This window comes from Martinezella sp. CNPSo 3732 (genome assembly GCF_057784515.1).
Window position 1 is genome coordinate 123,170 of sequence record NZ_JBXSOO010000015.1, and the last position, 14,045, is coordinate 137,214.

At 60.2% G+C, this 14,045-nt stretch carries 14 protein-coding genes; 10 read left to right on the forward strand and 4 right to left on the reverse strand.

What is annotated here, in order from left to right:
- Positions 1-198 precede the first annotated feature (198 nt).
- Positions 199-1,383 carry a serine hydrolase domain-containing protein gene (locus tag AC13RM_RS22360; protein ID WP_374816397.1) on the forward strand — a complete coding sequence of 395 codons (1,185 nt, stop codon included), beginning with the start codon at positions 199-201 and terminating at the stop codon, positions 1,381-1,383.
- A 157-nt stretch (positions 1,384-1,540) separates the two neighbouring features.
- Positions 1,541-2,458 carry a PhzF family phenazine biosynthesis protein gene (locus AC13RM_RS22365; protein WP_374816398.1) on the forward strand — a complete coding sequence of 306 codons (918 nt, stop codon included), beginning with the start codon at positions 1,541-1,543 and terminating at the stop codon, positions 2,456-2,458.
- A gap of 48 nt (positions 2,459-2,506) precedes the next feature.
- Here the strand turns inward: AC13RM_RS22365 and AC13RM_RS22370 are convergent, their stop codons facing one another.
- Positions 2,507-2,668 carry a hypothetical protein gene (locus tag AC13RM_RS22370; RefSeq protein ID WP_285172929.1) on the reverse strand — a complete coding sequence of 54 codons (162 nt, stop codon included), beginning with the start codon at positions 2,666-2,668 and terminating at the stop codon, positions 2,507-2,509.
- Positions 2,669-2,894: 226 nt separating this feature from the next.
- Here AC13RM_RS22370 and AC13RM_RS22375 point away from each other — a divergent pair, with 226 nt between their 5' ends.
- From AC13RM_RS22375 to AC13RM_RS22390, 4 genes are all read left to right on the forward strand, one after another.
- Positions 2,895-4,169, forward strand: a complete 1,275-nt coding sequence (locus AC13RM_RS22375; protein WP_113230712.1) for an MFS transporter — start codon at positions 2,895-2,897, stop codon at positions 4,167-4,169.
- 29 nt (positions 4,170-4,198) lie between these two features.
- Positions 4,199-4,390, forward strand: coding sequence for a DUF1192 domain-containing protein (locus AC13RM_RS22380; protein WP_374816399.1), 192 nt, complete (start codon positions 4,199-4,201; stop codon positions 4,388-4,390).
- A gap of 385 nt (positions 4,391-4,775) precedes the next feature.
- Positions 4,776-5,291, forward strand: a complete 516-nt coding sequence (rcdA, locus tag AC13RM_RS22385) for a protease adaptor protein RcdA (protein WP_374816400.1) — start codon at positions 4,776-4,778, stop codon at positions 5,289-5,291.
- A 275-nt stretch (positions 5,292-5,566) separates the two neighbouring features.
- Complete coding sequence (locus AC13RM_RS22390) at positions 5,567-7,504, forward strand: GTP-binding protein (RefSeq protein ID WP_374816401.1); 1,938 nt, start codon at positions 5,567-5,569, stop codon at positions 7,502-7,504.
- Between the two features lie 75 nt (positions 7,505-7,579).
- On the opposite strand, the gene rpmE is transcribed toward AC13RM_RS22390, so the two are convergent.
- A complete protein-coding gene (rpmE, locus tag AC13RM_RS22395) occupies positions 7,580-7,801 on the reverse strand; it encodes a 50S ribosomal protein L31 (RefSeq protein WP_015341030.1) in 222 nt (73 codons plus the stop codon).
- 174 nt (positions 7,802-7,975) lie between these two features.
- Here rpmE and AC13RM_RS22400 point away from each other — a divergent pair, with 174 nt between their 5' ends.
- The 4 genes from AC13RM_RS22400 to AC13RM_RS22415 all read left to right on the forward strand — a co-directional run bounded on the left by AC13RM_RS22400 (position 7,976) and on the right by AC13RM_RS22415 (position 11,933).
- A complete protein-coding gene (locus AC13RM_RS22400) occupies positions 7,976-9,796 on the forward strand; it encodes an ABC transporter transmembrane domain-containing protein (RefSeq protein ID WP_374816564.1) in 1,821 nt (606 codons plus the stop codon).
- Between the two features lie 108 nt (positions 9,797-9,904).
- Positions 9,905-10,093, forward strand: a complete 189-nt coding sequence (locus tag AC13RM_RS22405) for a YegP family protein (RefSeq protein WP_007701263.1) — start codon at positions 9,905-9,907, stop codon at positions 10,091-10,093.
- Positions 10,094-10,341: 248 nt separating this feature from the next.
- The gene (locus AC13RM_RS22410; protein ID WP_113230715.1) at positions 10,342-10,680 is read left to right on the forward strand and encodes a YciI family protein; all 339 of its coding nucleotides are present in this window, start codon (positions 10,342-10,344) and stop codon (positions 10,678-10,680) included.
- A 5-nt stretch (positions 10,681-10,685) separates the two neighbouring features.
- Positions 10,686-11,933 (forward strand): RNA polymerase sigma factor, encoded by a 1,248-nt coding sequence (locus AC13RM_RS22415; protein ID WP_113230716.1) that lies wholly within the window; start codon positions 10,686-10,688, stop codon positions 11,931-11,933.
- Positions 11,934-11,937: 4 nt separating this feature from the next.
- Here AC13RM_RS22415 and AC13RM_RS22420 read toward each other — a convergent pair whose 3' ends face one another.
- A complete protein-coding gene (locus AC13RM_RS22420) occupies positions 11,938-12,969 on the reverse strand; it encodes a peptidoglycan -binding protein (protein WP_374816402.1) in 1,032 nt (343 codons plus the stop codon).
- 3 nt (positions 12,970-12,972) lie between these two features.
- On the reverse strand, positions 12,973-14,016 hold the full coding sequence (locus tag AC13RM_RS22425) for a flagellar motor protein MotA (protein ID WP_095435754.1): 1,044 nt from the start codon (positions 14,014-14,016) through the stop codon (positions 12,973-12,975).
- Positions 14,017-14,045 lie beyond the last annotated feature (29 nt).

Genomic DNA, 14,045 nt, shown 5'->3' on the forward strand with positions numbered 1-14,045 from the left:
AATGGTAAGAATAGCTTTGCTGTGATATCGGAAAACAAACCATGTCAAATGGATGTTACGAAAACGCGGCACTAGCTTGTCCCACTTATAATAAAAGGGGTCAAATAGAGGGGTTGCCATATGCTTGCTTGGCGCAGTTTTGTTGCTGTTCTTTCTGTAGTCCTAGTTGCACAAATAGACATTGCTCGCGCCCAACAATTGCAGACGGCTGTTCCCGTTTTCTCCGCGACCGGACCGGACGCAGAGGCTTACGGTGAGAAACTCGGCTACCCCGTAGGCCTGCCGCTGAGCGAACAACGGAACATGATCGGCAACTTCAGTCACGCCGATAAGCTCGCGCCAACGCATACGATCGCCGCCGCCGAGCATCCGTTACAGCTTTTACGCGCCCCGTCCGAAATTTCGGTCAAGTTCACGTTCGGCACCGAAACGGCCTCCTTGTCGAAATATCTCGACACCAATCCCACCACGGGCCTGCTGATTGCCCACAACGACACGATCCTGTTCGAACATTACCAATATGGCCGCACCGACCGCGACCGCCTTGTCTCGCAATCCATGGCGAAAACCTTGACCGCTATGATGATCGGGATCGCGATTTCCGAGGGCGCCATCCATTCGATCGACGATACGGTTGAGACCTATGTGCCGGAGCTGAAAGGCACAGAAATGGGCGTCACACCGATCCGCGCCTTGCTGCATATGGCCTCCGGCATTGCCTTCACGGAGAACTTCGGCAATCCCGACGATAATGTTCGCCTCAGCAATTCACTGCTCGGCCCGGAAAAGCTCGACCCCATTACGGCCGTATCGCGCTTCAACAAGCGAGTGGCGCCTCCCGATACTGTCTGGCACTACAGCAATCTCGATACGGAGGGGCTGAGCCTGGTCCTGACACACGCCACGCATATGAGCATGGCGGACTATCTCCAGTCCCGGATATGGCAGCCGATGGGCGCGGAAGCCAACGCGAACTGGCAGATCGACAGCACCGGCCAGGAGGTGGGCTACTGCTGCTTCAGCGCGACACTGCGCGATTATGCCCGCTTTGGTCTGCTGCTCGCGCATGACGGCGCCTTGAATGGCCGGCAGATCATCCCGCGCCAATGGCTGCTCGATGCGACACAGCCGGTCAAGCAAGGCTCGTTTCTTGCGGTCAATCACGAAACGAACCCCTGGGGCTACGGCTATCAAACCTGGCTGATGCCCGGTCCGCGCCGAACGTTTTTCCTGGACGGCAAAGCAGGCCAGCGCATCCTGGTCGATCCTGCGACACACCTGGTTCTCGTGCACACAGCGGTACGTGCAAAGCCCGGCGATGTCGGCAGTGCCGAGCTCGTCGAACTCTGGTCCAGCGTGCTCAAACAGTTTCAGAGCAATTAACGCGATCGCCATTGCGTGATGCAGCCTTCAAGCTGACACGTAAGGCGGGCTGCCAGAGGGCACTGCTGGTGAAGTTGTCACCGGCACAAGTTCCCGCTTCCAGCATCAGCCGGGCAACGGCTAAATCCTCGCAGATCTATGAAGCTGTGGGGCCGCCATGAACACTGTCGCTTATGTCACCGTCGATGTCTTCACATCCGAACGCTTCGTTGGCAATCCGCTGGCGGTCATCCCCGATGCCCGCGGTCTCGACAGCGACGCCATGCAGAAGATCGCAAGCGAATTCTGCTATTCCGAAACGACTTTCGTGCTGCCGCCGGAAAACCCGGAGCATACAGCCCGCGTCCGCATCTTCACGCCCACGGCCGAAATCCCCTTTGCCGGCCATCCCAATGTCGGCACCGCCTTCGTCCTCGGCCAGCAACAAGCGATCTTCGGAAAACCCATAAGTGACAGGCTGATCTTCGAAGAGGATGCCGGGCTTGTCGAGGTAACGTTGCTGCGCAACGGCGGTGGCGTCTCCGGCGCAAGCATCCGCGCACCGGGCAGACTTACGATCGGCGAGACCATAACCGACGAACTGATTGCCGCTTGCGTGCAGATCGATCCGCAATCGATCCGCCACGCAACCCATGCGCCGACCTTCGCATCCGTCGGCCTGCCTTTCGCCTTTGCAGAGCTGGATAGCCTCGAAACGCTCGCCAAGGCACGGCCGAATTCCGCCGTTTTTGCCGAGGCGGCCGCGCGGCACAAGGAAGACAAGACCGGCTTCTCGCTCTTTCTCTATGTGCGCTCTCCCGAAAACCCGTGGGCTATCCGCGCCCGCATGTTTGCCCCGCTCGACAATGTGACGGAAGACCCGGCGACCGGCAGCGCCTCCGCCGCGATCAGCGCCTATCTGACGTCCCTGCTTCCCGCGCAGGACGCGGAGGTAAAGATCACCATCGAGCAGGGCGTGGAAATGGGAAGACGCAGCCTTATCGGCGTCGATGTCAGGAAATCTGCCGGCACGGTAAACGAAGTCTTGCTGTCGGGCAGCAGCATCTCCGTCATGCGCGGAGAGATCCAACTTTAGGCAGCCGCGTGTTGCGGCGCTGAAGCCCTGAAACCAGCCCGAAATGCGCTAAAACACCTCGTTGATAACGAGCGCCACCGTCCAGACGGCAAAGGCGAAGATGGCGATCTTCCAGAAATCCGCCCTGCGTCTCAAGCCTGGCAATCCCAAGGGCTTGATGACATGCACCGCCATGGCGAGCAGGAGCAGCACCGCTATGGCTTTTGTCACGCTATTTTTCCCCGTTTATGCAAGAGTGAGGGCAGCCGCGACCAAAAACCGCTGCACGCCTTTCGCGATCATGCTCTAATTGTCATAGGACGGACATTTTTCCGCGCCAACAGACTGTTTCTACAGGCCGATAGCGGCAATCCGGGACACAATCAATAGCGAATGCAGGCAGGGCACGATCCTGTCTTATCGGCTCCTAAAAACGAGCCGCATGAAGGTGGGGAGCATGAAAAGAAACATATTGCCGGTACTCGCTCTGCTGTTCGGCACGCTGTTCCTGTTTACGGGCAATGGCCTGCACAGCCTCTTGCTGCCCGTGCGCGGCACGGCCGAAGGCTATGCGACGACGACGCTCGGCCTACTCGGCACCACCTGGGCGACCGGCTTTGTGCTAGGCTGCCTGACCGCGCCGAAACTGGTTCGGCGCATAGGTCATGTGCGCGCCTTTTCGGGCTTCATCTCCGTCATCGCCATCATCGCGCTTCTGACCGGCATCATCGTCGACCCCATCTGGTGGGTGGCGTTGCGTGCCGTGACCGGCTTCTGCACGGCCGGCACCTCGATGATCATCGAGAGCTGGCTCAACGAACGCGCCACCAATGAAAGCCGTGGCGCGATCTTCTCGCTCTATATCGGCATTACGCTGATCGGCGCCGTCGCCGGTCAGATGATGGTGCCCTTCGCCGATATCCACACGCCCATCCTCTTCATGGTGTGCGGCATCTGCTATTGTATCGCCATGCTGCCGACCACGCTGTCGACAGCCGCCTCGCCGCAGCCGCTGAAGGCCGTCAGCCTCGACCTGAAGGCGCTGTACCGCAATTCGCCCGTCGCCTCGATCGGCATCCTGCTCGTCGGCATCGCCAATGGCGCATACGGCACGCTCGGCGCCGTCTTTGGTGCCAAGGCCGGCCTTTCCGAAGGCGATATCGCGCTGATGATGAGCTCGACCATCTTCGCCGGCGCCGTAATGCAGCTGCCAGCCGGCCGTTTATCCGATCGCATCGATCGTCGCTACGTGCTCGCGGGCATGGCGGCGATTGCAGCCCTCGACGGACTGCTGCTCTTCCTGTTGAAGCCCGGCAGCCCGGCTTTCCTCATCAGCATGGTCGTCATCTATGGCGCCGTCGCCAACACGCTCTATCCGATCGCCGTCGCCCATGCCAACGACTTCGCCGCGCCGGAGGATTTCGTCAAGGTGTCGGGCGGTCTGCTGCTGCTCTACGGCATCGGCACGATCATCGGCCCGACGCTGAGCGGCCCGGTCATGTCCTCCATCGGCCCCTACTCGCTATTCTTCGTCACCGCTATCGCCCACGTGCTGATTACCTCCTATTCGATCTTCCGCAGCCGCATGCGCGCCGCAAAGCCGGCGGGCGATCGCGACGCCTATACGACCATGCCATCGGCCAACGCGCAGATGATCACACCGGAGAGCATGGCGCTGGCGCGCAGCGAGACTTCAAAAAAGGACGATATAACTGTAAATTACGGCACCTGATCCCTCGTGAAGGGAAAGGAGGAGCCGAAATGAGCCTATTCGATGATGATCGTCCCAAGCAGCCATCCGCCCACGAGATCGGCAGCGACCTTTCGTTACTATCGGTCGACGAGCTGAAAAGCCGCGTCGCATTGCTTCAGGGCGAGATCGCCCGGCTGGAAGAGGAAATCGCCACCAAGGCCTCCGGCCGCAAGGCGGCGGATAGCCTTTTCCGCTTCTAAAGCTCAGCGCCAGGGAGGTATCGCCGCAGCACAAAATCTGGGCAGCGCAGTTCAGGATTAAGGCATGGTCAACTGAATATTAAGCTTTACGACATATTACTATGACCATCCAGATTCGCTCTGGACTCAGACAGTTCCTCCACTTGGCGAATTGGTCTGATTTTTCTCCCTGTTTTACCTTGAGAGCCGCTTTTGCGGCTCTTCTTTTTTGTCCTGTATCGCGGACCTCGCCGAAACTGTGGAGATTAACCCTTTCTTAAGAATCGCCTTGCGAATTTCAGTTAAAACAACCATCTTAAAGTCATAAAAGCGGATGCCGAAAGCTCTTAGGGACTTGACCGGCTTTTCCTGAACAAAAGTGTTGCGTGAAGCAGGGATTTATTCGATGTCGGAACTTGGGTTGAACACGATCAGCTTTGCTGGCCACGCCGCATCGTCGGCGCAGTTCAGGGCGCTTTATTCTGAAGGCATGTCGCTAGTCGAAGAAACCGCCGGCTATCTCGACGGGCAGGGCCGCGCCGCTTCCAAGGTTCTGCCGCGCATGGCCTCCGTACTCTACGCCGCCGAATCCATGCGGCTGACCACCCGCCTCATGCAGATGGCATCCTGGCTGCTGCTGCAGCGCGCCGTCAACAACGGCGAAATGTCGCGCGATCAGGTATTGACCGAAAAGAACAAGGTTCGCCTCGACGGCTTCAACGTCGACCGCACCGCACCCGGCTGGAATGACCTGCCGGAATCCTTCCGCGATCTGGTGGAGCGTTCGCTGCGCCTGCAAAACCGCGTCGCCATCCTCGATCGCGAGATCTACCGTCCGACGGAACCTGCCATCGTTCCGGACAACCAGAACAGCGTCAAGGCACAGCTGACCCTGCTGCAGACCGCTTTCGGCGGCAACTGAGCTTGAGACAATCCCCAATGAATTTGGACCGGTCGCGCCTGACGTGGCCGGTTTTGTTTTGGGCAGTCATTCATCCCTCGGAAAAGCCGCGCGCGAAGCTAAGCCCCAAGTAGCAAGCGGGCAAAGCTTGACGGTCTCAGCGAGACCTCTGTAAAAAAGAGTGCCTGCCTCTCTCAAGGGACGGGCAAGCCGATATCGAATCCGCGTGGAGGACCCAATGCGCCGACTCACTTCTCACGAAAATCAAATCCGAAATTCTGAGAAGATGATGAACCATGCGCACATTGAATCTGGGCATCCTCGCCCATGTAGACGCGGGCAAGACTAGCCTCACGGAGCGACTCCTTTTCGACACCGGCATAATCGACAAGCTCGGCAGCGTCGACACCGGCAGCACACAGACAGATAGCCTCGAACTCGAAAAACAACGCGGCATCACCATCGCCGCCGCGGTGGTTTCGTTTGCCGTCGGTGACGTGACGGTGAATCTCATCGACACACCTGGCCATCCGGACTTCATTGCCGAGATCGAACGAGTGCTGCAGCTGCTTGATGCGGCCGTGGTCGTCGTGTCGGCGGTCGAGGGCGTGCAATCGCAGACCCGGGTGCTCGTCAGGGCTTTGCGCCGTCTCAGCATCCCTTTCATCTTTTTCATCAACAAGGTCGACCGCCTCGGCGCGCGCTATGATGAGGTGCTTGAGGACATTGCAACCCAACTAGCGGTCCGCCCCATTGCAATGTCGATCGTCCATGATGCCGGCAGCAGGCTCGCCACGGTGGAGACCGCCGATCTTGGAAGCGATCCGCATTTCTCGCGCCTCTGCGAAGCCCTTTCAGTCAACTACGAGGCTTTGCTGGAAGATTACATTCTGGCTCCCGAGCGCCTGACGCGGCAGAGGTTGGAGCAGGGCCTTGTCGATCAGGTGGCGAAGTCTCTGATTCATCCGGCATTCGCCGGCACGGCGACGCGGGGCCTCGGCATCCCTACCTTGATTTCGGCGGTCCAGACTTTGCTGCCCAGCCGTCAGCCGAACCATGACGGCCCGGTTATCGGGACGATCTTCAAGATCGAACGCGGATGGGGTGGCGAGAAGCTCGCCTATCTCTATCTGGCGTCTGGCACGGTCGGCCTTCGCGACGATATCGAGACCGCGAACGGCCCGGCAAAGATCAGCAGCCTTCAGCTCTTCCGGGATGGCAGGGCGGACAAGGTCTCACAGATCAGCGCCGGACAAATCGCCAAAGTCGGTGGACTCCCGAACGCCCGTATCGGCGACTGGATCGGCACCGAAAGCCGGCCAGGCACGCTTCGCCACTTCGCGCCGCCCACTTTGGAAACCCGCATCCGCCCGATGCGCCCCTCCGAAAACGCGGCGCTCTGGCTGGCCCTTGGTCAGCTCGCTGAACAGGATCCGCTCATCAACCTGCGCTCCAACGAGGAAACCGGCGAGATATACGTCTCACTCTATGGCGAAGTGCAGAAGGAGGTCATCCAGGCAATCCTCTCGAGCGAATTCGGCCTCGACATCGCCTTCGAAGAAAGCACCGTCATCTATGTCGAGAGGCTGGCTGGAACGGGAAGCGCGGTTGAGCACATATTCAAGGAGCCGAATCCGTTTCTTGCTACCGTCGGCTTGCGCGTCGAGCCGCGGCCGGAAGGCAGCGGAAACAGCTTTGCCCTGGAAGTGGATGTCGGCCAGATGCCCGCAAGCTTCTACCGGGCGGTCGAGGAAGCCACGTTCGAAACGCTGAAGGAAGGTCTTTTCGGCTGGCAGATCATCGACTGCCATGTCGCCATGACGGCGGCGCGGCAAAGTTCGCCGGCGAGCACGGCGGTGGATTTCCGCAAGCTGACACCATTGGTGCTTGCATCGGCGCTTTCATCGGCACAAACGATCCTCTGCGAACCTATCGAGCATTTTCACGTCGAGATACCGGCAACGGCTTTGGCCGGTGTGCACAGCCTGCTCGCGAGATCCGGCGCATCGATGAGAAAATCGCTAATCGACGAGGGACTGGCCCGACTGGAAGGCACGGTGGCATCATCGATGATCCAGACGCTCCAAAGGCAATTGCCGGGATTGTCGGGCGGAGCCGGCGTCCTGGAGCACGCCTTCGATCACTATGCACCCCTATCGGGTCCGCACCGTGCACGGGAACGCGCAGCAGTAAATCCGTTCGATCGCGCCGATTACCTGCGGCGTATGCGATGAGGGTGCAAGGCTCCGTATCAACGCAAAAAAGCCCGGCAAAACCGGGCTCTTTTCAAGCAACAAATCGCAGAGCGATTAGATGCCGAGACCGCCGAAGCGCTTGTTGAACTTCGAAACACGGCCGGCACGGTCCATCAGCTGCTGGTTGCCGCCGGTCCAAGCCGGATGGGACTTGGAGTCGATTTCGAGGTTCATGACAGCGCCTTCAGAACCCCAGGTCGAGCGGGTTTCATATTCGGTACCGTCGGTCATGACTACCTTGATGGTGTGATAGTCGGGATGAATGTTGGCCTTCATAACAATCTTCCTGTCATGCCAGGGTCCATTTGTCGCAAGGCATTGCGGCAACCGAACCGATTGAATAAATGAAGCCGCAGTCCGTTAAAGGCCACGGCTTCCAATTAAGATGGCGTGCCTATACATGAAGGCAGCGGCGATAACAAGGGGCGAAACGCCGAGTCCCTTGCTGATATGGGGATTGGAGACGACTTGTCAGAAACTGGCCAGGCTGAGGAAAAGAAAAACCGTTCAATCCGTCCTCTCGGACGACTGGCGCCATACCTCAGGCGATATCGAGGCATGGTGGCCGGGGCAATCATATCGCTCGTCATCGCTGCCGTTACCTCGCTTGCTTTGCCAGTCGCCGTCCGCCGCATGATCGATCACGGTTTCGATCAAGCCGACCGCGGCCTGATCGACAGCTATTTCGTGGCGATCATGATCATGGCCCTGCTGCTCGCCGCTGCGAGCGCGCTGCGCTATTACTTCGTCATCTCCATCGGCGAGCGTATCGTCTCGGACATGCGCCGCGAAGTCTTCGACCACGTCACGCGGCTGTCGCCCTCTTTCTTCGACGTCAATCAATCCGGCGAGATCGTCTCGCGGCTGACGGCCGATACGACACAGATCAAGTCCGCGGTCGGCGCCACCGCGTCTGTCGCGCTGCGCAACCTGATCCTCTGTCTCGGCGCCGTGATCATGATGATCGTTACCAGCCCGAAGCTCTCGAGTATCGTGCTGATCGCGATCCCGATCATCGTCCTGCCGCTGGTCAGTTTCGGCCGTTCCGTGCGCAAGCGCTCGCGGGCCGCGCAGGAGACGCTGGCGCAGGCATCGGCCTATGCCAACGAGACCATCGCGGCCAACCGCACCATTCAGGCCTATAACGGCGAGGACGCAGCGGCGCAGCGCTATGGCAGCGCCGTCGAGGATGCCTATCAGGCGGCACGCGCCGCGATCAAATCCCGCTCGCTGCTGACGGGCTTCGCCATTGCCATGGTCTTCGGCAGCATCGTCGCGGTTCTCTGGGTCGGTGCGCAGAATGTCCTCGCCGGCACGATGTCTGCCGGCACGCTCGGCCAGTTCCTGCTCTATTCGGTCATCGCAGGCTCTTCGCTGGGCTCGCTATCGGAAGTCTGGGGCGAGCTGTCGCAAGCTGCAGGCGCTGCCGACCGCCTGGGCGAGCTGCTTGCCGAAGTGTCCCCCATCACCACCCCCGCCAATCCGCTGCCCTTGCCGCAGCCGCCGCAGGGCCGCGTGGAATTTTCCGACGTCCACTTTTCCTACCCGTCACGACCGAATAGATCGGCGCTGCATGGGCTCTCCTTCTCCGTGAAGCCGGGAGAGACCGTCGCGATCGTCGGCGCGTCCGGTGCCGGCAAGAGCACTATCTTTTCGCTGCTGCTGCGCTTCTACGATCCGCAGAAGGGCCGAGTTGCCCTGGATGGTGTCGATGCGCGCGATGTGCTGCCGGATGCTCTGCGTGAGCGCATCGCCATCGTCCCTCAGGACACCACGATCTTTGCCGCCTCCATCCATGACAATATCGCCTTCGGCCGCCCGGGCGCCTCACGCGACGAAGTGCGCGCCGCCGCGATCGCCGCGCAGGCGGACGAGTTCATTTCGCGCCTCGAAATGGGCTATGATACGCAGGTCGGCGAGCGCGGCGTCACCCTTTCCGGCGGCCAGCGCCAGCGCGTCGCCATTGCCCGCGCCATCCTGAAGAATGCGCCAATCCTGCTGCTCGATGAAGCGACCTCCGCGCTCGATGCCGAAAGCGAGACGCTCGTTCAGAAGGCGCTGGAGGGCTTGATGGAAGCACGCACGACCCTGGTCATCGCCCATCGCCTGGCGACCGTGCTCAAGGCCGACCGCATTCTGGTGCTGGATCAGGGCCACATCGTCGAGGAAGGCACGCATCAGAGCCTGATCCGCCATGGCGGTATTTATGCGAAGCTCGCCCGCCTGCAATTCGATGCCGGCATCGAAGAACATATGCTCATCGCAAAATAGCGATAACCGGGCAAGTCGTGCCAAATACAACCTTGTGGAAATAGTTTCAAAGTTGAGCTAGATTTTCGGCGTTATCCCGCGCTGACGCGATTCTAGGAGACGAGAACCATGTATAAATTTGAAGTCTACAAGGACAAGGCTGGCGAGTTTCGCTTCCGCTTCAAGGCCTCGAACGGCGAAACCATGTTCGGTTCGGAAGGCTATAAGGCGAAAGCCTCGGCCCTGCATGCCATCGAATCGATCAAGGCTCACGTCGGTGCCGCCGTCATCGACGACCAGACCACCGCCACCGCATAATTCTCGCGTCACGCACTCGCTGCAAAGCCATTAACGGCCGGCTGCCTTTCGGGCATGTCGGCCGTTTTGATTTTTCGGCCACGAATTTCAAGAAATCTTTTCGCGAGTGTCGAATTCACTCGTGCCCGCGGCTCATTCTATCGAAGCGGCAGGAAGCCGTTTTGCCAACGGTGTTGTATATTCCGGCATCAGCTTTGCAGGCTACGCCGTCCGGCTGTCGTCAAAACTGCAAATGGGAGATCTATCTCATGCAATATGCTTTGATCATTCGTGAATCAGCCGAGGATTTTCGGCGTCGTGCCGATCCGACCTATAAGAACGGCTGGATCGCCTACACACAGGCGCTGATCCAGGCCGGCATCATGACGGGAGGCGCGGGATTGACGGGACCGGAGACGGCAACGGTTGTCCGTCGTCAGGGCGAGGACCACGAGGTAAAGGACGGTCCGTTCCCTGACGGTAAGGAGCAGCTTGGCGGCTTCTACCTGATCGAAGTGCCGGATCTCGATGCCGCGCTGGAATGGGCGCTGCGCGTACCGATCTCCCAGCAAGGTTCGGTCGAGATACGGCCGCGATTGCAGATGTAGCCATCATGGAGTTGGATGCTGGACGCGCCGCCGAGCAAACGGCGCGTCAATCCTACGGCAAGCTGATTGCCTTTCTCGCCGCGCGCTTCCGCGACGTGCCGGCGGCCGAGGACGCTTTGTCCGATGCGATCGCGGCAGCGTTGAGCACCTGGCCGGAACGCGGCATCCCCGACAATCCGGAAGCCTGGCTGCTGGTTGCAGCCAAGCGTAATCTCCTTCGCCGGATCAGGCACGAGAACGTCAGGGCCGGAGCGCGCGACAGGATCATGATGGCCTTCGAAGAGGCGGAGGAACGCATGAATGCCGACAATTCCACCTTTCCGGATGAGCGCCTGAAGCTCCTCTTCGTCTGCGCCCATCCGGCTTTGGATCGCTCAGCTCACACTCCGCTGATGCTGCAAGCCGTGCTGGCCGTCGATGCCGCGACCATAGCCAAAGCCTTCCTCGTTTCGCCGCAAGCCATGAGCCAGCGGCTGGTGCGAGCGAAAATCAAGATCCGCGACGCACATATTCCCTTTATCGTTCCGGACCGGTCCGTGTTGCCGGATCGATTGGAAAGCGTGCTCTCAGCGATATATGCCGCCTACGGCCTCGGCTGGGACGGCGTCGACGGAGAGATCGGCAAGCAACGATCCCTGGCGGATGAGGCCATTTGGCTCGGACGCACGTTGCTTGCGACCCTGCCCGAGGAACCGGAGGCGGCAGGCTTGTTGTCGCTGATGCTCTACAGCCAATCCCGTCATGGAGCCCGCCGCGATGCGAATGGACGATATGTTCCTCTCGACCAGCAGGACATGGCCCTGTGGGATGCCGAAATGATTCTGGAAGCCGATAATCTATTACGAAAGGCTGGCACATTCGGACGCTTCGGCCCGTTCCAGTGTCAGGCTGCGATCCAGTCCGTGCATGCCGACCGGCGACGCTCGGGCATCACTGACTGGGCAGCTCTGGCCAAACTCTATGAAGCGCTTGTGATCATGAAGCCGACGGCCGGCGCGCGCGTCAGCCACGCGGCCGTAGTTGGCAAAGTGGAAGGTCCGGCTGCTGGGTTGGCTCTCCTTGACCGGATAGCCGAGCGCGAGATCGTCAACTATCAACCCTATTGGGCCGTGCGGGCTCACCTGCTGACCGAAGCGGGAGATGCGGAAAGGGCCTCCAATGCCTATCGGACCGCGATTGGCCTCAGCGACAGCGAAGCCGTACGGCAATTCCTGCAAGCACGCCTCGATAGTATCGCATCGCCGGAGCGATGACGGATTATTTCTCCGTCAGCTTCAGCTCGATGCGGCGGTTGGTGGCGCGAGCATCCGGCGCATCGCCCGGTGCGATCGGTTGGAATTCGCCGAAGCCAGCGGCGACGAGCCTGTCGGCGGGCACACCCTGTGAGATCAGGAACTTGACGACGGCGATGGCGCGCGCCGACGACAGAGCCCAGTTGTCCGGGTAACGCCCATTGCCCGAAAGCGGCACATTGTCCGTATGCCCGTCGACGCGTAGCACCCAGTTGATCTCGGGCGGAATTTCCTTGGAAAGGTCGATGAGAGCCGTGGCAAGCTTCGTCATCTCCGCCTGGCCCGCCGGGTTGAGATCGGCAGCGCCGGACGGGAAAAGCACCTCGGACTGGAACACGAAGCGGTCGCCGACGATGCGGATATTATCTCGGTCCGAAAGAATTTCGCGCAGGCGGCCGAAGAAGTCGGAACGATAGCGGTTCAGCTCCTGCACGCGCTGCGCCAGCGCCACATTCAGCCGCCGGCCGAGATCGGCGATCTTCACCTGCGATGACTGATCCTTGGCCTCGGAAGCCTGAAGGGCAGCTTCGATAGCGGCGATCTGGCTGCGCAGGGCGGCAATCTGCTGATTGAGGAGATCGACCTGGCTCATTGCGCGCGCGCTCACCTGCTTCTGCTCATCAAGCTCCTGCGAAAGCGATCCGGCCCGCTTTTCCGCAGCCTGGCTGCTGCCGGAGCCTGCTGCGAGCAGGGCCTGCAGCCGCGAGCGCTCTGTCTCCGCCGAGGACAGCGATGCCTGCAGATTGGCGACGGCATCCTCCAGATCCTGCTTGCCGCTTTTTTCCAGCGCCAGTTGCTGCACCAGATCGTTGATGCGGCTGTTGAGACGATTGAGCACTTCGTCGCGCCCGGAAATCTCACGGCTGAGGATGAACTGGCCAACGACGAATACCGTCAGCAGGAACATGATCGCCATGAGCAGCGTCGACAGCGCATCGACGAAACCGGGCCAATAGTCGACGCTTCTCTGGTGGCGTCGGTTGCGAGCGAGCGCCATGGCTTACTTGCTCCCGGTCTTCTCGGTATGGCTGATCCTGTCGGCGAGGCGGTCGAGCGTGCGACGCATCGATTTGGCCTCTTCCTGCTGCGCCTCGATCCAGTCGCGCAACATCTGCTGCTCGTTGCGCATGTTCTTGACCAGGCCCTGAATGCCTTCGGCAAGGTTTGCCATCGCCGTCACAGAACGCTGGCCGCCGCCCTCCTCGGCAATCTTGCGCAGATAATCCGACAGCGCCCGCACATCCTCCGAAGAGGCGCCGGTCGCGCCTTCGATGACCGGGGCGATGTCGGAGCCGACGTCGGTGACGGAAGAAAGCCAATTTTCAAGTTCGGTATAGAAGCGGTTCTGCGCACGGCCGGCCTGCAGGTCGAGGAAGCCGAGGATCAGCGAGCCGGAAAGGCCGAGCAGCGAGGAGGAGAAGGCCGTGCCCATACCCACGAGCGGGCCGGAAAGACCTGATTTCAGGGCGCTCAGAATATCGCCGGTGTCGCCGGCGCCGGCATCGAGGCCTTGGATGACGTCGTTGATAGAGCCGATCGTGCCGATCAGACCCCAGAAAGTGCCGAGCAGACCGAGAAAGACGAGAAGGCCGATAAGATAGCGCGAGGTATCGCGCGATTCGTCGAGGCGGGTGGCAATCGAATCGAGGATCGAGCGCAGGGTCGCCGTGGAAAGCTGCATGGCACGGCGGTTGCCGAGCAGCGCCCGCATCGGTGCCAGCAGCCGCGGATTGCGGCCAACCTTGTCCGCATTGCCGACGGCACGGAAATGATTGAACCAGCGAACCTCCGGCCTCAGCATCAGCACATGATTGAAGACCAGGAGGATGCCGACGACCAAAACGCCGACGATCAGGCCATTGAGGCCGGGATTGTGCAGAAAGGCGACCTGCGCCTGGCGGAAAAGGATTGCCACGATGAAGCCGACAATGACCAGGAAAAGAACCATGGTCCAGAAGAAAGCCATCGGGCTTGAAAGCTTATAGGCGTAATTTCCCGATACGTTGTCGGTCGATCCGAGATCCGACAGATTCACATTTTCCATCACACGCTCCGACACCGCATCTTCCGCAG